15 protein-coding genes are annotated in these 18525 nt (G+C 38.0%); 6 read left to right on the forward strand and 9 right to left on the reverse strand.

What is annotated here, in order from left to right; genetic code table 11:
• Positions 1-28: 28 nt before the first annotated feature.
• From ACP6L2_RS12660 to ACP6L2_RS12675, 4 genes are all read left to right on the forward strand, one after another.
• A complete protein-coding gene (locus ACP6L2_RS12660; protein WP_440509728.1) occupies positions 29-1438 on the forward strand; it encodes a tetratricopeptide repeat protein in 1410 nt (469 codons plus the stop codon).
• On the forward strand, positions 1435-2184 hold the full coding sequence (locus ACP6L2_RS12665; protein WP_440509729.1) for a shikimate dehydrogenase family protein: 750 nt from the start codon (positions 1435-1437) through the stop codon (positions 2182-2184). Before ACP6L2_RS12660 ends, ACP6L2_RS12665 begins: the two co-directional genes overlap by 4 nt.
• Before the next feature lie 84 nt (positions 2185-2268).
• Complete coding sequence (locus ACP6L2_RS12670) at positions 2269-2910, forward strand: MBL fold metallo-hydrolase (protein ID WP_440509730.1); 642 nt, start codon at positions 2269-2271, stop codon at positions 2908-2910.
• Between the two features lie 4 nt (positions 2911-2914).
• Complete coding sequence (locus ACP6L2_RS12675; RefSeq protein ID WP_440509731.1) at positions 2915-4144, forward strand: FtsX-like permease family protein; 1230 nt, start codon at positions 2915-2917, stop codon at positions 4142-4144.
• 4 nt (positions 4145-4148) lie between these two features.
• On the opposite strand, the gene ACP6L2_RS12680 is transcribed toward ACP6L2_RS12675, so the two are convergent.
• The 4 genes from ACP6L2_RS12680 to nagB form a co-directional block, all read right to left on the reverse strand.
• A complete protein-coding gene (locus tag ACP6L2_RS12680) occupies positions 4149-4745 on the reverse strand; it encodes a hypothetical protein (protein ID WP_440509732.1) in 597 nt (198 codons plus the stop codon).
• A 130-nt stretch (positions 4746-4875) separates the two neighbouring features.
• The gene (locus ACP6L2_RS12685) at positions 4876-5151 is read right to left on the reverse strand and encodes a NifU family protein (RefSeq protein WP_440509733.1); all 276 of its coding nucleotides are present in this window, start codon (positions 5149-5151) and stop codon (positions 4876-4878) included.
• A gap of 200 nt (positions 5152-5351) precedes the next feature.
• On the reverse strand, positions 5352-7766 hold the full coding sequence (locus ACP6L2_RS12690; RefSeq protein ID WP_440509734.1) for a TonB-dependent siderophore receptor: 2415 nt from the start codon (positions 7764-7766) through the stop codon (positions 5352-5354).
• Positions 7767-7938: 172 nt separating this feature from the next.
• Entirely contained in the window at positions 7939-9855 is a 1917-nt protein-coding gene (gene nagB, locus ACP6L2_RS12695) for a glucosamine-6-phosphate deaminase (protein WP_440509735.1), read from the reverse strand.
• Between the two features lie 264 nt (positions 9856-10119).
• Between nagB and ACP6L2_RS12700 the strand changes: the two genes are divergently transcribed.
• Positions 10120-10785, forward strand: coding sequence for a TlpA family protein disulfide reductase (locus ACP6L2_RS12700; RefSeq protein ID WP_440509736.1), 666 nt, complete (start codon positions 10120-10122; stop codon positions 10783-10785).
• Positions 10786-10868: 83 nt separating this feature from the next.
• On the opposite strand, the gene ACP6L2_RS12705 is transcribed toward ACP6L2_RS12700, so the two are convergent.
• Positions 10869-11687, reverse strand: coding sequence for an ATP-binding protein (locus ACP6L2_RS12705; protein ID WP_440509737.1), 819 nt, complete (start codon positions 11685-11687; stop codon positions 10869-10871).
• Positions 11688-11819: 132 nt separating this feature from the next.
• Between ACP6L2_RS12705 and uxaC the strand changes: the two genes are divergently transcribed.
• Positions 11820-13223 (forward strand): glucuronate isomerase, encoded by a 1404-nt coding sequence (uxaC, locus tag ACP6L2_RS12710; protein WP_440509738.1) that lies wholly within the window; start codon positions 11820-11822, stop codon positions 13221-13223.
• Positions 13224-13233: 10 nt separating this feature from the next.
• Here uxaC and ACP6L2_RS12715 read toward each other — a convergent pair whose 3' ends face one another.
• The 4 genes from ACP6L2_RS12715 to ACP6L2_RS12730 form a co-directional block, all read right to left on the reverse strand.
• Entirely contained in the window at positions 13234-13821 is a 588-nt protein-coding gene (locus ACP6L2_RS12715) for a TIGR00730 family Rossman fold protein (protein WP_440509739.1), read from the reverse strand.
• 95 nt (positions 13822-13916) lie between these two features.
• Positions 13917-16337, reverse strand: coding sequence for a TonB-dependent receptor domain-containing protein (locus tag ACP6L2_RS12720; RefSeq protein WP_440509740.1), 2421 nt, complete (start codon positions 16335-16337; stop codon positions 13917-13919).
• 53 nt (positions 16338-16390) lie between these two features.
• Positions 16391-18163 carry a PspC domain-containing protein gene (locus ACP6L2_RS12725; RefSeq protein WP_440509741.1) on the reverse strand — a complete coding sequence of 591 codons (1773 nt, stop codon included), beginning with the start codon at positions 18161-18163 and terminating at the stop codon, positions 16391-16393.
• A gap of 23 nt (positions 18164-18186) precedes the next feature.
• Positions 18187-18522, reverse strand: coding sequence for a PadR family transcriptional regulator (locus tag ACP6L2_RS12730; protein WP_344675427.1), 336 nt, complete (start codon positions 18520-18522; stop codon positions 18187-18189).
• Between the last annotated feature and the right edge of the window lie 3 nt (positions 18523-18525).

Consider the following 18525-nt stretch of genomic DNA (forward strand, 5'->3'; position numbering starts at 1 on the left):
GGAATTGATTATTTAAAAGAGGAGAATAATGGAAGAAGACTTTGAGTTTGAATCACCTGAAGAACAAAAATTCTCAGTTGATCGGTATGAGGAGATGTTGCGGAATGAGGACCAATACTTTTTCGATGCAAAAGCTTTTGAAAGTATCATTGACTATTACATTACCAAGAACGATCCTATCAAAGCATTACAGGTAATCGAATTTGCTGCAGCCCAACACCCATTTGAAACTACTTTCTTGATTAAAAAGGCACATTTGCTGGCCAGTATCTTGAAATATGATCAAGCTTTGGAAGCATTGACAAAGGCAGAATACCTGGAACCATCAGAAGCAGACATTTACTTGATTAGAGGAACGATCTTTTCTTCACTGAATGATCATACTCTAGCAGAAGAAAACTTCTTTAAGGCACTAGAATTAGCTGATTCTAAAGATGAGATCTATTATCAGATTGCAGGTCTCTATCAAGTTCAGGGAAGTTATGACAAAGCTATTCTTTATTTAAAGAAATGTTTGAAACTGAACAATGAGAATCAAGATGCGCTTTATGAAATTGCTTTCTGTTATGATGTTCTTGAACAACAAGAGGAAAGTATTCAGTTCTATAAACAATATATAGATACTGATCCATATTCTTTTGCCGCATGGTACAATCTCGGCAATGCCTACCATAAATTGGAACAGTTTGAGGCGGCTATTGATGCTTACGACTATGCCATATTGATCAAGGAAAACTTTTCCTCAGCATATTTCAATAAGGGAAATGCTTTGGTTAATCTTGACCGCTTTGCTGAAGCCATTGAGGTTTATAAGATGACATTCGAATATGAACCTCCTACCGCAGATACTTATTGTGCGATGGGCGAATGTTATGAGAAGTTGGAACTTATGGATGAGGCTCGTTCTTACTACAAGAAAGCAGTAAAATTAGATAGCAATCAAAGCGATGCTTGGTTTGGTATTGGGGTTACTTTAGATTTTGAAGAACGTTATTTTGAATCGCTGCATTTCTATAAGAAAGCATTAGACATTGATGATGAGAACCCAGATTATTGGTTTGCTATTGCGGATGCGCGTTATAAATTAAAGCAATTTGATGAATCTATTGAGGCTTATACAAAAGTAGTTGAGTTAAACAGTACCGACGTAGAAGCTTGGTTAGATTTCTCATCATTATTATATGAAATCGGTCGATTACAAGAAGCTACTGAGGTTATTTCGGAGGCTATCAAATGTAATCCAGATGAGGCTGTTTTGTATTATCGTTTAGTTGCCTATTTATTTGCAGCTGGAAAATATAATGAAGCATTGAATTTCTTGGAAATCGCGTTAAATACAGACCCAGAGAAACATTATATTTTATTTGAATACCTTCCACAATTGCAAGGTAATCCAATCATTATTGATATTATCAAAAAGTACTCGGAAGGCAAATGAAATACTTAGGACTAATTGGATACCCATTAGGGCATTCATTTTCCAAAAAATACTATTTAGAAAAATTTTCAAATGAAGGAATTAAAGGTATTGATTATGATCTTTACCCTATTCCTTCTATTGAAGATTTCCCCAAGCTTTACACAGAGAATCCAGATCTTTACGGAGTCAATGTAACTATCCCATATAAACAGGATGTTCTTGTTTATCTAGATGAACTATCCGAAGAGGCTAAGGCCATTGGCGCAGTTAATTGCATACAGATTAAGCAAGAGATTGGGAAAAAACCAAGATTAAAAGGGTTCAATACAGATGCTTTTGGTTTTGCAGAATCCCTAAAGCCGTTATTGGCAAAACATCATCAAAAAGCTCTTATTTTAGGTAATGGTGGAGCAACTAAAGCAGTTAAATATGCTTTGGAGCAACTGCACATTTCATACCAAGTGGTAAGCAGGACGCGAACAGCAGAAACCATTAGCTATGCTGACCTAAGTTCAGAAACCATACAAGATCATCACTTAATCATTAACTGTTCACCAGTAGGGACAGCACCTCATATTGACCAATTTCCTGACATACCATATGAAGGTATTGGCTCTGACCACTTGCTATATGATTTAATCTATAATCCCGAGGAAACAAGCTTTCTACAAAAAGGAAAAGCAAGAGGAGCTAAGATTAAGAACGGCTATGAAATGCTCATTCTGCAAGCAGAGAAGAATTGGGAAATATGGAATGATCTTTAGTTAAAGATTTTCTATTAATCATTTATTAACTAAACATCCTTTAGCATTCTGAATGAATGCAGAAATAAATTTCTATTTTTGGATATGTTACATATCAAGACTTTTACCTTTAATCCTTATCAAGAAAACACTTACGTCATCTATAATGATGCGAAGGAATGTATCATTATTGATCCGGGGATGCATAATTATCAAGAAGAGCAATTGTTTCAATCTTTCATAGATAGTCATGAACTGCGCCCTATTGCCTTGGTTAACACCCATGGCCATATTGATCATGTATTAGGTAATCGCTTCATTTATGAAACATATGGATTAATGCCGCAGTTCCATGAGAATGAATTGCCTTTATTAGTCCAAGTACAAAATTATGCACCTCAAATGGGTATTCGATATGAGCCCTCACCCATTCCAGAGACTTTCTTAACAACTGATGATAAGATTAAAATAGGTGATGAGTCGCTAACTTTATTATTTGCTCCTGGACACTCTCCTGGTCATTTATGTTTATACAGTGCAGACCATAACTTCTTAATTGGAGGAGATGTATTATTTCATCGTAGCGTAGGAAGAACCGACCTGCCGGGTGGTAATCATAGACAATTAATGGAGAGCATCGCGAATACTATTTACACACTTCCAGAGGAAACTACCGTATATCCTGGACATGGACCGACCACTACGATCAAAGAAGAAAAAGAATTGAATCCATTTATTAGAGCCTAATCGCATGAGATTACCAATCTTCTTTGCAAAGCGATATTTATTTTCTAAGAAATCCGTTAATGCGATTAATATCATTTCGGGCATTAGTGTGGTGGGCGTATTGGTCAGTACCGCAGCATTGGTAATTGTACTTTCATTTTATAATGGATTAGAAAGGTTTATTCTATCAGAATACAGTGTATTTTCACCGGAATTACGAATTGAGCCTGCTAAGGGTAAAGTTTTCTCGAGTAATTCTGAAAAATTTGAACAATTACGTCACAATAAGAAGATAACTTCCTATAGCGAGGTGTTGGAAGACAAGGTTCTTGTGGAATACAATCACCAACAATTTATAGGTAAGATTAAAGGAATAGAGCCTAGTAGCTTGCATACGCATGCTTCACAAGAGATGATCTTAGCGGGTTCCTTAAACTTACAATCGGATAGTAATTATTACGCAATTCTAGGCGCACTGGTTCAAGCGAATCTAAAAGTACCACTACGAGGTGGTGATGATCAGATAATGCTTCATATACCGGATAAGAACGCGTCTCCTAGCAATATCAATCCATTAGAAGATATCCGGTCTAGACCCATCACAAGTAATGCAGTATTGAGGTTTCAACCCGGATTTGATGATCTTATCATCGTTCCTATAGACTTTGCCAAAGATCTTCTAAATGAACATCAAGGTGTATCTGCGATTGAATTATATGGAAATAACGACAATTCAAAAGCCTTACAAAAAGAAGTTCAAGGAATATTAGGCAAGGAATTCCATGTAAAAAACCGCGAGCAACAGAATCCAACATTATATAAAACTGTACGTTCCGAAAAATGGATCGTATTCTTTATCGTGACTATAATTGGCATTATCGCCATCTTTAATATTATTGGTTCCCTGACCATGTTGGTAATTGACAAGAAACAAGATGTTATTGTATTGAAAAGCTTAGGAGCAAATGATCATTTGATTCAGAATATCTTCTTTTATCAAGGGGTTATGATTGCTTTTATCGGAAGTTTCGTAGGAGCAGTATTAGGTTTGCTATTCTGTTTGTTACAGGAACGATTCGGACTGATAACGACTAATGAAGGCTCTTTATTTGATGCTTATCCAGTGGATATCCGTTACGCCGATTTTGCTATTATCATATCTACAGTTATGCTTGTGTCCACCTTAGTTTCCTATTTAGCCTCGAGGCTAAACATAAAAGGATTCAATAGAAGATCTTTGTTGGATTCCAATTAAAGGATTAGTACTTCAAGCGTTGTCTACTATAATCACCACGTTTAATTTGGTTAATTAAAGCTCCCCATGCGAATGGGTTTAACAATGGATTGTTGAAGTTCTGATTAATAGCCTTATTGGACATATTAATATGTCGCTGCATGCTATTATAGGCTTGAATTTCACCAGCATCACGAGGTAAAATCTGCGCTAATAAAGCCATAGATTGTGGTGATAAATTACGTTTAGCCGTAATTACATCATCATTCGAGATATTAATCGCCAAGAATTCACGGTTAAACTCCTCGATACTTGCCCAAGGAAGAGGTCTTCCTAAAGTAATCACTGGCAATTCTTCAACCAAAGGATTTAATTCAACACGTAGGGTATACTTATCCTCACTTAGTTGAGGAACAGTCACACGAACTGTTTCATAACCAATGGAGGAAAATTCGACTACATCGCCCATACGCACCACGAAGCTAAAATAACCTTCATGGTTAGCGGCGATTGTTTCATTATTAAAGCTGGTATTTCTAACTGTGACGAATGGCACAGCTACATCGGTATCTTTTGCGTAGGTAAATCCAGAGAATTGTACAGCCTTTTTGTCTTGAGCCATTGCCTGCATGCAGGTGACTAAAAACAAGATTATAATAAGGGTATGTGCTCTCCAGGAAATCATCTTCTCACAAAACTAATTATATAATTGATAGGTCGTTGTTAAATTGTGTTAACCCCTCAAAAATATCCTACAATCTATTCGGAGTGATTGCGTTAGGGTCATTCATATCTGTCAAATTAATTGCTTCAACAGCTACAATTTCAGGAACGGCTTTCTTGATGGCTTGTTCCAATCCGGCCTTAAACGTCATAATACTCATCGAACAGCTTGCACAAGTTCCTAAGAGCTTTAATCTAACAACATTATCAGGTGTAATTTCCTCTATAGATACATTACCACCATCAGTTTCCAAATAAGGTCTAATGGAATCTAATGCCTGCTCAACTCGTTCTAAAAGGTTCATGTTCAATTTTAATAAGCTATTACAATTGTAAATATAATTAATTTTTAGCAAATGATGCCAATGCCCTTCGATTTCAACATTCCACTGACGTAATAATCCTATTTTTCCAAATTAAAATAATAACAGCCGCTTAAAGGAAAGCAGCTGTCAAACAGATTACTAATTGTATGATACTATTGAACTCAAAGAAACTCTGGAATTTAGAATTTATAGCTCAAAGTCGTTGTGAATCCACGTGGTGGAATCGGATTCACGCTGTAATTCTCATGCACATAATAATTAAATGCATTGCCAATGTTATTGACTTTTGCCATAATATTCCAGTTCTTATACGTGTAGCCTGCTGTAAAATCAAAGGTTGTGAAAGGATCAATTGGAATGATTCGATCTACCCCTTCTTTTTGGTTAACCTTGGTGGTATTCCATCCAGCATTTCTTTTTCCAGTATAGAATGCCGATACACCTAATTTAAGTCCTTTTGCGATATGATCAGGAAGACTATAGAATAGTGTAGCATTCCCAGTATGCGCTGTAGTTCCTACAAGGCGGATCCCTTCTACAACACCGTTATCATTCGTCTCCAAATAACGCATGAAATTATAGCTATATCCTGCTAATACATTAAATCCTTTCCCTAATTCCCCAGCAACATCCAATTCAATACCATCCGATGCTGAAACACCAGTAAACTCTTTCATGTTAGCATCTGCTATTTTTCCATCAGCACCAATGATTGTTTGAGCAAAATTGTTGTTTTGAATTCTATACCAAGTCAGGTTCGTCGATAAACGTCCTTGTAGAAAGTCATTTTTAATACCTGCTTCATATTGATCAATTGAAGAAGGTGTCATTGGTTGGTAGTTAACATCGTATCCAGCATTAGAAACGAAATTATTACTGTAACTCACATAGATACTTGTAGAAACTAAAGGTTGATAGATCAAAGCAAACTTTGGAGACCATGCTTTATCAATTTTATTTCCCATATCCTCTTTGTCCTTACCAACATTCGGTGTGGTGGTCTCCGTATTTGTTTTATAATCATAAACCAAACCTCGACCTGTATTTTGATAAGTATAACGAACCCCAAGCAATACTTTAAATTGATCGGTCACTGATACTAAATCTTGTACAAAAGCTCCAACACGAAAAATATCAGTACTTGTTCTGGTTTTTAAAGAATCCAACGGCTTATCAGAGCGCATGCCAGCAGCATAAGGATTGAAAAGATCGATATTATCATAACTTGTACTAGGCTGAGAGCCCCCTTTTGCATAAATATTGAACGCGTAGTTTTTGACATTGGATTCATCCGCGTCTCCACCTACTAATATTTGGTGTTTCAAAAATCCTGTTGTAAGTTTACCTGTCAAATTAACCTGTTGGTTATAGGTTAATTCATCCTGTTTAGTTCTATTTAAAGCTCGAGGTGCAATTCCCTGTGCATTAGCTTGAATACGTTCTGCACCATAATAATCTCTATTATATTGTTGGTAACTAGCTAAGACCTGCAATTTCCAATCATCATTAAATTGATGTCCAAAATCTGCCTGCGCATTAGAAGAGTTTGTCTTGTTAAAGGCCCAAGGCACATTAATAAAAGCATTTCGACCAACATCTTTTTGAATTTTACCCTCTACAGAACCTATTCCGAAGTCAGGTGTAAAATCACTTTTTAGATAGTCGAACATGACATTTAAGCTCGACTTTTCATTCATTTGGTATAATAAGGAAGGATTAACATAGATACGTTTCGATTCCACTTCATCACGGAAGCTTTCTGCATAAGAACCTGTACCAATGATACGGAAGGCTAATTTCTGAGAGATTGGACCATATACATCTACAATAGGTTTATACTGATTGTAACTTCCTAAACGCATGGAAACTTCACCTCCATTCTCAAACTTCGGTTTTTTCGTCACTAAGTTAAGTACGGCTCCTCCACTTACGCCACCATACAATAATGCCGCACTTCCCTTTAATATCTGTACAGACTCTAAAGTACTCGCTTCAATAGAGCCACCATTGTTTGTGCGAGCTCCATTTTTAAAGATATTGTTAGTTCCTAGGCTATATCCACGAGCATAGAAGTTCTCATTAACACCACCACGATTTGCCCCTAATGCCACTCCATTAGCATTTTTTAACGCATCACTTAATACATTGACCTGCTGATCGGAGATTACTTGGCTGTTAATTACTTGAACAGCCTGCGGCAAATCAAGATCGCGAACCCCAGATTTACTCACTTCTAGCGAGCGGTGATTTACGGAGTTGTATCCTTTGACGTCAATTTGTTCGATTTGATGTTTTGATTCTTGAAGAATCTGGTTTTGGATACTTGTCTCCAAACCATTGGGCTGAACCGTTAAATGATGTTTATGGAATCCTACGCCAGAGAAATCAAGGTTAAAATTTCCTGGCTTTGCAATATACAGTTCAAAATATCCCTGATCATTGGTCTTCGTTGCTTTTCCTTGGCTTCGAACGCTAATGCCTTCTAGGTATTCTCCTTGTTTATTTAATACGACACCTTTAACGGTGGTTTGAGCTTGGGCTTCATGGTAGATAGCTGAAACACCCAATAGAAACAGTGCGATGGTTAGTCTCATTTTATTTGTACTAATTCTAAATAGATGCGCAAATGTAAGTGCCAACCTTCAATGAAAAAATAAAGAATCCGACAAAAAGCTTCATAATCCGAAATTTCTACAAAATGTGGGGACAAAAAAAACCTCCATCTTTCGACGGAGGTTTCATTCCTATATATTTAAACTTAATTTCTTAGAATTTCCAGCGAACGAATGCTTCAATAGCTTCATAATTCGCAAGACCCAACTGATGGTATAATCCCGCAGTTTCGCTAGTACGGTCTTCTGCTCTAACCCAGAACTCTCTTGGATCATCACCAGGGAAAACTGGAAGATCCTTTTGAGATTGGTGTTTAAAGATTGCCAAACGCTTGCGTTTAACCTCTTGTGGAGAAAGTGGAACAGCCATTTCAATTTCATGAATTGGATATTCGTGCCATGCACCACGGTATAACCATAACCAACAATCCTTAGTCCATTCATCTGTTTTACGAAGACGAATTAATGCTTCCAAAAGAATATCGAAACATACTTTGTGGGTACCATGCGGATCAGCAAAGTCACCAGCAGCAAATACCTGCTGAGGTTTTACTTGACGCAATAGTTCCATCGTTTGTTGGATATCATCTTCGAAATCTACTTCTTTGGAGAATTTTCCACGATCGTAGAAAGGAAGATCCATAAAGTGGATATTTTGATCTGGAAGACCAACAAAGCGAGCACCAGCAATTGCTTCACCTTTACGGATTAAGCCTTTTACCGTACGAATAATTTCTGGATCTACCTGATTAGGTTTTTTGATTTTAAAGAATTCACGTGCATCATCATAGATCTTACGCGTAACCCCGTTATCATCCTCTACAGCAACAGCAAAATCTTGAACGAACTCTAAGTAACGTAATACATCATCGTCCCACACAGCGGTGTTTCCTGAAGTCTGGTAAGCCACATGAACGTTGTGTCCTTGGTCCGCCAAACGGATGAAAGTACCTCCCATGGAGATCACGTCATCATCAGGGTGTGGAGAGAAAAGAATAACATTTTTATGAGCAGGTTCAGCACGCTCAGGACGATTTGAATCATCTACTCCTGGCTTGCCACCTGGCCATCCTGTAATGGTACGTTGAAGCTCATTGAAAATACGAATGTTGATACTATAAGCAGGTCCTTGCTCAGTGATTAACTGCGCCATACCATTGTTATTATAGTCATCATCAGTAAGCTTCAAGATTGCTTTATCTAGGTGTAGGGATAACCAAACTACGGCCTTTTTAACCAAAGTAGCTTCCCATACCACATCATGTGCTAACCAAGGAAGATTAAAGCGCGTTAATGCTGAAGCAGCATCCTGATCCAGGATAAACTCAACATTATCCGACATCTGTAAATAAGTAGCAGGAATATCTGAAGAGATTTCACCTTCAACTGCTTTCTTTACGATTTCTGCTTTTTTCTCATTCCAAGCCATTAGGACGATTTCCTTCGCTTTGAAGATAGTACCCACGCCCATGGTAATCGCTTTGGTTGGTACATTTTCCTTACCACCGAAGTCGCGCGAAGCGTCTCTACGAGTAAGGTCATCTAAGGTTACCAATCGCGTACCGGAGTTAGGTGCAGATCCTGGCTCATTGAAACCAATGTGACCAGTACGACCAATACCTAAAATCTGGATATCTAATCCTCCTAAGCTAGAAATCTTCTGCTCATAGGCCATACAATATGCTTGCACATCCTCTGGCGCTAATGTTCCATCAGGAATATTGATGTTTTCTTTTGGGATGTCAATGTGGTCGAACAAGTTTTTGTTCATAAAAACCACATAGCTCTGCTCTGCAGTAGGCTGCATTGGATAGTATTCATCCAAGTTAAAGGTAACCACATTGTTGAAGCTTAATCCTTCTTTGTGCATTCTTACCAATTCCTTGTAAACTTTTACTGGTGTAGCACCAGTAGCTAAACCAAGCACTGCTTTTTCCCCTTTTGCTTGCTTGTCTGTAATGATCTTAGCAATGCGTTGAGCAACTTGAATAGAAGCTTCACCCTGAGTCGGGTATACCGTAACTGGTACCTTCTCAAACCGGGTTTCCTCTAATAAATTTAATCTTGCCATTTAAATTGAAAAATACCTTAGTGAGTTTCAAATTTAATAATTTATTAGACCTTGTATGCAAAAAATGCAATAAGTTTTTCAATATTGTTGTAAAGATATAGTTGGACAACCCATTTTCACTTAAAAATCCCTAATCTGAATGCATAATGCCTATTTGATTGGTATGCATTAATTATCGAAATCGGACAAAATGTTATTATTTTTACAGAGAATGTCGAAAGTCTCCCCCTGATATTAGTAAATTTGAGAATATAAATAAGTTCAATGAAAAAATTATGGTTACTATTTGTGCTGATTCCAAGTTTGGTATTTGCACAAAGTAAGGAAGAGATGATTGCACAAGTGAAAGCGAATCCTAAAGATGTAAACTCTTTGCGCTTAATTCAGAAAATTGGAGGATATGATCCCAATTATAAGGAATTGAATGATCTCTATAAAAAATTAGATAAGAAGGTTCGTAAGACGAACGATGGACTTCTATTTGATCGATATCTCAAAGCTTTGAAAAACACCCAGATTGGCAAGAAAGCGCCTAGTATTACACAATTGGATCTTGCAGGTGAACCTTATGCGCTATCAGATTTAAAGGGTAAATATGTCCTCATTGACTTTTGGGCTTCCTGGTGTCCAGATTGCCGTAAGCAAAGCCCTAGTCTAGTAAAAACCTATGCCACTTTCAAGGACAAAAACTTTGAAATCCTTGGTGTATCCTTTGACCGCGATTATGAACCTTGGGCAAAAGCTGTAAAGGATGATAATTTAACGTGGAAACATGTTTCTGATTTACAGAATTGGAATAATGCTGCAGGTCAAACCTATGGGGTTAAGGCTATTCCACAGAATGTATTAATCGATCCACAAGGAATAATTGTCGCTAGAAACCTGCATGGAGATGCATTAAATGCAAAATTAACCGAATTATTAAAGTAGCAGATAGAACAACGGTTTTTCAATATAAATAAAATCGGGGCATTGAAATTAAGATTTCAATGCCCCGATTCTTTATCCTTTACTTAGTCTAAGCGATATGCAATTACCGAATTATTTAGGAAGGTCGGTACATAAAGAATTCTTTCTTTAGCATTATAGCCTAAATCAGCAGTATTCATTTTACCTTCTACATCCAACAATAGGTTGATTTTACCATCAGCAGTAATGTGGTAGATCAGTCCGCCCCAGCAAGTCACTAAAAAGCTTCCATCACCAACGGGTTCTAGACCATCTCCACCCAATTTAAGACCCTTAGCAATAACGGTCTTTTGCTTATTATTAATCTTCCAAAGCTCAGGTCCTGCTAAAGCATATAAACTTCCATCAATAATTTTAAGGCCATTTACATTCGGAACTTCACTCATGTATAAAGTTGGCTTACTATTTTGAATCAGGTGAATCTTACCTTGACGCGTATCCGAAACAAATACCTTCCCGAAAGAATCCACTGTTACATCATTTAAGAATACAGCCCCTTCAATCTTGATCTGATTGATCACATTTCCTGTAATGATGTCAATCACTACAACCTCATTGATATCGGCAACATATAATAAATCTTTATACAAAGCCATTCCTTTGGGCGCATTTAATCCTTCTACCCAAGTAGCATTCTTCATGCTGCCATCCATATTTAAAATGGCAATACCACCCTTGCCATCTGCAGCTGTACCTTCACCATCTATCAAGGAAACAAAAAGTTCATTCCGCTCTGGAACATACAGTACTAACTCAGGTACAGGAAGTTGCTCTTTAGATTCCCAAAGTTGATTGAGCTTGTGCTGTCCAAAAGAAAATAGGGAGCTAAGGGTCAAGGATATGATTAATAGGAGTGTTTTCATTATTAAAATGTTAATTTTCACTAATTTACTAAAAATTTTAAACAATTTAAGTGTAGATTAAGCCAATTATCAATTTGAATTCATTATTTTCATGCCCGAAATTAACCACGTATATTCTTACACAAGTATTTTATGAAAGCTTTTCTTGACGAAAACTTCTTATTACAACATGCAATTGCAGAAGAACTCTATCATACCTATGCAAAGGACCTTCCGATCATAGATTATCATAATCATCTACCTCCAGATCAGGTTGCAGGAAACCACCAATTTGAGAACATCACCAAGGCTTGGTTACAAGGGGATCATTATAAATGGCGAGCTATGCGCGCCAATGGTGTGAATGAACAATTCATAACCGGTTCTGCTGCTGACCATGAAAAGTTCAGCAAATGGGCAGAAACAGTTCCTTACACCATGAGGAATCCATTGTACCACTGGACACATCTCGAACTTCAACGCTATTTCGATATTCACGATTTATTAAACCCTGATTCTGCGGAAGCAATCTATGCCGAAGCCAATGAGAAAATAAAATCACCAGAATATGCTGTTCATGGTTTATTAAACAAAATGAAGGTAGAAGCTATCTGTACAACGGATGACCCAGTTGACAGCTTAGTTTATCATCAACAGTTTGCCAAACAAGATGTAGGGTTTAAAATGTATCCCGCTTTTCGTCCAGATAAGGCGATGAGTCCTGAGCATACCAAAAACTACAATGCTTATGTTGACCAATTGGCCGAGGTGAGCAACCAAGAAATACAAAATTTCCATGAATTCTTAGATGCTTTAAAAGGCAGGCACGACTTCTTTGCAGAGCACGGTTGTTGTATCTCCGATCATGGCTTAAGCCATTTCTTCGCTGAAGATTATACCGAACAAGAAATTGCACAGATATTCCTGAAAGTTCGTGGAGGATCTGATTTATTGCAATCTGAAATCGATAAGTTCAAATCGGCGATGTTAGTTCATTTTTCCTGTTGGGATCATGAAAAAGGATGGGTTCAGCAATTTCATGTGGGTGCATTCCGTAATACGAACCAATGGGCATATCAGGAATTAGGCCCTGATACGGGCTTCGACAGTATTGGCGATTTCAAACAAGGTACTAAAATGGCCAAATTCTTCGGCCGTATGGCAGACCGTCAGCAATTGGGAAAAACCATCATCTACAACCTTAATCCCATGGACAATGAGCTTTTTGCATCCATGACAGGTAATTTCAATGATGGTAATATTGCCGGAAAAATGCAGTTCGGTTCAGGCTGGTGGTATAATGACCAAAAAGATGGTATGACCAGACAAATTACTGCTCTTTCTAATATTGGTCTTTTAAGCCGCTTTGTGGGTATGCTTACTGATTCCCGAAGCTTCTTATCCTTCCCAAGACATGAATATTTCAGAAGATTGCTCTGCAATATCTTTGCAGAAGATATTAAAAATGGCGAGTTACCACATGATATGCCTTGGATAGGTAAATTAATCCAAGACATCTGTTATTATAATGCAAAATCCTATTTCCCATTTCGCTAAGACGTGGGAATTAGGTTTTCTCTAAATTGAGCCACTTAGGAACAGAAGGAGCTTCGTAAGCTTCCATTTTGTCAATAAGCTCGTGGATATCATTTGCAAATAAGAGCATTTCTTGATTCTCTTTCTTAAGAAGTCCCGATTTGACCATATGTTCAATAAAAAGGATCAGGTGATTATAGAACCCATCTACATTCAGTAAACCCATGGGTTTCTGGTGTAATCCTAATTGTCCCCAAGTAAGCATCTCAAAAAGCTCTTCCATAGTACCGAATCCACCCGGCAGAGCTATCACACCATCACATAGCAAATTCATCTTCGCCTTACGCTCATGCATGGTATCCACTTCCAATAATTGTGTGATTCCTCGGTGACCAATCTCTTTACTGTTCAAGAATTTGGGAATAACACCATACACCTCACCATCATTAGCCAGGACGCTATCCGCAATGGCACCCATTAAACCTACTCTTCCACCACCATACACCAAGTTAATACCGCGCGTAACAAGAGCTTCACCAACCATTCTAGCAGATTCCATGAAGATAGACTCATGCCCTGGACTGGATGCGCAAAAAACAACTAATTGCTTTAATTTCATGTCGCAATTTAAGGTTTTCTGATAAAAAAGATGGCCGCAAGTGGGGAACTTACGACCAAAACTTAACTAAACATTGAAACAATGAACTTTACCTATTAATTAGCCCTATTCGTCTCCTCAGAATTGGTATCCCTTTTACGGAATTGCTGCTTGAGGTTCCCAAACTTATAGGTATAGGTCAATCGAACCGTTTGATTATCATTATACTGACTAATCGTCGATTGGAATTCGTTATAATCTGTCGTTATCTTGGTTCTGCTGCTACGGAATACATCCGTCACTGCCAACTTCAAGGAACTACGTTGATCTTTGAAAGTGTAATTCATGCCGGCATCTAAATTTAACCTTGCCTGAATTTTATAAACATTGTATAAGAATGGTGTATTACCATTGATCGTCATTTCTGCTGAAAACGATGGACTGATCTTGAAGTTATGCATACTGCTTCCTTGTACGAAGAAAGAACCTAAATCTGCATAGTGACCAGCAATTGGTCCTTTAAAGTGCATGTATATACCTGTGATGTTATTGTTCATCGTCCAGAATTTACCAATACGGAATGGTGCATTAATATTGATATAGCTGGTACTTGTCTTCGCCAGGTTATCACGTGTAATCCAGGTCTCGTTCGTAATACTATCCTGTCCCATACTCTCCACCATGGCATCGTTGGTCAAATCCATTCCTAAGGTGAAGTTGAACATCTGTCTATAGGTATAGGTCAAGGTCATTCCATGTGTGTACTGAGGTTTGATATATGGATTTCCCTCTTGAAAAGTCAACTTATCAATGTAGTAACGGAATGGATTTAGATAGCGATAATTCGGACGCGTAACCTTTTTCGCATAGCCTAAATTAAAAATGTGATTAGGGCTCGCATTATAGCTTACATTAGCCGATGGGAATAAATCAAAATAATCACGATTCACCACCTTGTCTTTTGTTACCGAGTTACCCTCTGAGATGGTATACTCTCCACGCAATCCGGCTTTCAGTCCCCATTTATCAATGCTGGTACTGTAATCCACATAAGCTGCAGCAATCTGTTCAGTATAGATGAATAAGTTGGAGCGATTTGAAATATCTACCCAGTTTCCTGCGCGATTTAATGAATCAAATTGCAAGTTATTGTCCGAATTCACATAGGAATACTTAACACCAGATTCAAATTTTCCCTTTTTCATCTGCTTCAACCAATCCAATTTTGCTACATAGATATCGATATCAGTTGGCATAGCACTACGCTCTTGTTGTTCAGGATAATGCAAGGTGCCATCTGGACGCTCAGTCCTATATATATAATGATTGTCACTTGCTGTTTTAAACATACTCCAATCCGCATCAAAAACTAGCTTACTGCCCAATGTGTCCAACTTATATTCATTGTTAAAATTGGTTGAATAACGGTTGAATGGCGAATGACTAATCGATGTGGAGTTCAGGATAGAATCTAGCGAAGTAGGTGTCAGTTTGATATTTGTCAAACTTTTGTTGTCACCATCTTCCACGCTGTTATTCCCTGTAAACTGTAACAACATGGTGTTTTTTAAAGATGTTTTTTGCTCAATACCAACTTTGTAATTATGGCTTTTTTCGCGTTCTATTAAATAAGCATCTTGATTAAAACGTGTTGTTTGATTAGCATTCCTAATGTCACGATCTAACAATAGATCAATTTGGCGCTTATTATCTGTGTAAGCATAGGAACCGAAAACAGTAGTATTGTTCTTTTTATAATTTAAGCTCAAGCTAGAGTTCCCACGGAAATGCTTACCCATTCCGGCACTTGCCAAAAAGGTACCATTAAAGCCTTCCAAGTTGTTCTTCTTCATAACAATGTTGATTGTTCCTACTGCACCTTCAGCATCATCTTTAGCCGAACGGGTCGTACTTACTTCTACACTTTTTATTTGTGCTCCATCCGTAGACTTCAGGAAAGTAGCCAATTGCTCTCCGGTCATAAATGTTTGGCGACCATCAATAGTCACATTTACACCCTGCTGTCCCATCAGCTGTAGATTATCATCTTTATCGACACTGACACCTGGCGCACGCTTAATTACTTCCAATGCATTATTTCCAGCGGCTACGGTAGAATTTTCTACATTTAAAATCAGCTTCCCATCTTTACTTTGCACCATTGGCACTTGACCACGCACAGTCACCGCTTCAATGGCCTGACTAGCTGCCGTCAACTGAATAGTTGGAATCTCCACTGTTTTATCCCCCAATTCAAATACAGCTGAATTTGCCGTGTTAAATCCTACAGAGCTTACCTGTATAAAATAGCTCCCTTTTGGTGCTTTTAATATGCTGTACTCACCATTTTCATCGGTGACAGCTGTTTTCAATAAAACCTTAGATGTCGATGCCATCAGATAAACCGAAGCCGAAGCTACAGGTTGATTTTGCTGATTGACAACTTTGCCCTTGACATCTGCATCTTGGTTCCCTGCGAATGATTGACTAATTAGCCCGGTTAGTAAGACAATCATAAGCGCAATTATTCTTCCCATGGTAGTGTTTAGTTATATGTTATTTTATTTGGTTAGGTATTATTTATCTTTTTTTATGCTTCGCTCTCATCAGTAGACGCTTCTTCTTCTGAATTGGTTGCTTCAGCTGCCTTTTTATTTTTCTTTTTTTCTGCTTTCTCCGCTTTCTTCGCTTCTTTTTCAGCCTCTTCTTTTGCCTTCTCTTCTTCTTTTAACTTATCTTCTTCCAGTTTTCTAACACATTTCAACCCATCTTTCGTCATCAACCATTCCGAATACTTCTGCTCTGGATCTCTAGAACAATCCCAAAGCGAACCATTTTGAAATTTGTTCTCTAAAGCTCTGTTTACAGTGACTTTTGAACCTATTGGAAGATAAACGACCATCGATACTCGCTGATCACGGTAAACTGGTTTTGAATTGATTGAGAAATGACTGTCGAAAATAACGGATTCAGGCGTTTGGTTCACCCCATAGCGAATCTGTGAAGCATATTCCGAAGCTTCCCCATAGGTTTTACCATTCGCAATATAATTATATGCTAAATATGGTGCCTTAAGCGAGTCAATAGCTTCAAATCGAATTCTTACATCCGAACGGATCTCTTCCATAATATTCTTACCATCATAGGTAATATCGAATTTCTTTCCTTTGAAATTTTCATCTGAAGTCTTGATGACACGGACATCATTTTCCTCAAACACATAGCTATCTCTCTTTTCCAATGGCTTTTCAACAGAAATCGTACTTTCTTCACGGAAATCTTGTTGTGTTACAACCACAAAATAGATGATCGAAATGATGGAGGCAATCCAAATCGCCAACAAAGACATGTTCACATAATTGTTGCTCGACTTAGCCTTAAATAAGATGCGTAACATCAAGAAGAATAAAGCCAAGAATGGAATTCCTACTGCCAATGTTCCTGCAGTCAAGGCAAAGAATGCCGAGCTACTATCCAACATCTCTAATGGTGGAAAGAAAATATCATTACGGTAGCCAATGAGGTTTAAAACGTTCATGACATACACGAAAAAGAGTCCAATTACGGTAAGCCCGGAAACGATAAGGGTAATGACAGCCATTATTTTTCCGATTATCGAGAATACACTTCCTAAAACATCCCCTACCGAACGAACGCCTCGATTAATATGCTCGCCGGTCCCAGAAAAATTTTCACGCAATCCCTTCATTTCCTCATCAAAGGATTTTTTGAAATTGTGCAGATTGGCTTGCTCACCACGCATAGCTAATTTATCAGCTCGAGTAAGTGCTTTCGGCATAACGGCCCATAACACAAAGTATAATAGCACACCTGAACCACCAAACAGAAAGAATAACACAAATATGACCCTTACCCATTTGGACTCAATATTAAAGTATTGACCCAAGCCACTACATACACCTCCAAGAATTTTATCATCCATATCGCGCATTAGGCGTTTTGACATGGTATAATCCGCAAAATTAGATTCTGTATAAGTCGACTCCTCTGCCGTTTGTCCTTCAGCTGTTTTCTCTGTATTGTTTTCCTCCGCGTCAACTGTTGCAGTCCCCTCTGCTTTCGGCTCATCCGCAAATTCATTCTCAAAATCACTTACGCGCCCCATCTGTGCAATAACTTCAGAAACATCAAGCATGTTGATAACCTCTTTGCGACCGCTGTGGATACGCTCAGAAAACATCTCTGCAATTCGGTTCTCTATATCTTCCAAGATCTCACGGCTATCCTCAGACTTCCCAAAGTGACGCTTGATCTCGATCATATATGATCGTAAATTCTCGTACGCATCCTCCTCAATGTGGAATACGATGCTGTTTATGTTTATTATAATCGTTTTATTCATGACAATATTAGTTAGTTTAATGGTTAAATTTCTCGGTTGGCTATGGATATCTCTACGGCAAAAACCAGTTCCTTCCAGGTCACATCCAACCTACGTAGTACTTCTAAGCCTTCCGCTGTAATCTGATAATATTTCCGGGGTGGTCCCGAAGTAGACTCTTGCCAACTATAACTTAATAAGCCATTATTCTTCAATCTTGTTAATAGTGGGTATAGCGTCCCTTCAACCACCAACAGCTCCGCTTTCTTCAGCTCGCTGATGATGTCTGAGGCATATATTTCTCCCCGAGAAATTATAGAAAGGATACAGTACTCCAGTATCCCCTTCCTCATTTGGGTTTGTGTATTTTCTGCTATCATAAC

Source organism: Sphingobacterium lactis, assembly GCF_051951495.1.
Lineage (GTDB): Bacteria > Bacteroidota > Bacteroidia > Sphingobacteriales > Sphingobacteriaceae > Sphingobacterium > Sphingobacterium lactis_A.

Bases quoted from the DNA above. Each gene is read 5' to 3' on its own strand.
- ACP6L2_RS12675 (WP_440509731.1), top strand. From the start codon at position 2,915: ATGAGATTACCAATCTTCTTTGCAAAGCGATATTTATTTTCTAAGAAA.
- ACP6L2_RS12720 (WP_440509740.1), bottom strand. From the start codon at position 16,337: ATGGGAAGAATAATTGCGCTTATGATTGTCTTACTAACCGGGCTAATT.
- ACP6L2_RS12725 (WP_440509741.1), bottom strand. From the start codon at position 18,163: ATGAATAAAACGATTATAATAAACATAAACAGCATCGTATTCCACATT.
- nagB (WP_440509735.1), bottom strand. From the start codon at position 9,855: ATGGCAAGATTAAATTTATTAGAGGAAACCCGGTTTGAGAAGGTACCA.
- ACP6L2_RS12685 (WP_440509733.1), bottom strand. From the start codon at position 5,151: ATGAACCTTTTAGAACGAGTTGAGCAGGCATTAGATTCCATTAGACCT.
- ACP6L2_RS12705 (WP_440509737.1), bottom strand. From the start codon at position 11,687: ATGAAAACACTCCTATTAATCATATCCTTGACCCTTAGCTCCCTATTT.
- ACP6L2_RS12665 (WP_440509729.1), top strand. From the start codon at position 1,435: ATGAAATACTTAGGACTAATTGGATACCCATTAGGGCATTCATTTTCC.
- ACP6L2_RS12700 (WP_440509736.1), top strand. From the start codon at position 10,120: ATGAAAAAATTATGGTTACTATTTGTGCTGATTCCAAGTTTGGTATTT.
- ACP6L2_RS12690 (WP_440509734.1), bottom strand. From the start codon at position 7,766: ATGAGACTAACCATCGCACTGTTTCTATTGGGTGTTTCAGCTATCTAC.
- ACP6L2_RS12680 (WP_440509732.1), bottom strand. From the start codon at position 4,745: ATGGCTCAAGACAAAAAGGCTGTACAATTCTCTGGATTTACCTACGCA.
- ACP6L2_RS12715 (WP_440509739.1), bottom strand. From the start codon at position 13,821: ATGAAATTAAAGCAATTAGTTGTTTTTTGCGCATCCAGTCCAGGGCAT.
- ACP6L2_RS12670 (WP_440509730.1), top strand. From the start codon at position 2,269: ATGTTACATATCAAGACTTTTACCTTTAATCCTTATCAAGAAAACACT.
- uxaC (WP_440509738.1), top strand. From the start codon at position 11,820: ATGAAAGCTTTTCTTGACGAAAACTTCTTATTACAACATGCAATTGCA.
- ACP6L2_RS12660 (WP_440509728.1), top strand. From the start codon at position 29: ATGGAAGAAGACTTTGAGTTTGAATCACCTGAAGAACAAAAATTCTCA.
- ACP6L2_RS12730 (WP_344675427.1), bottom strand. From the start codon at position 18,522: ATGATAGCAGAAAATACACAAACCCAAATGAGGAAGGGGATACTGGAG.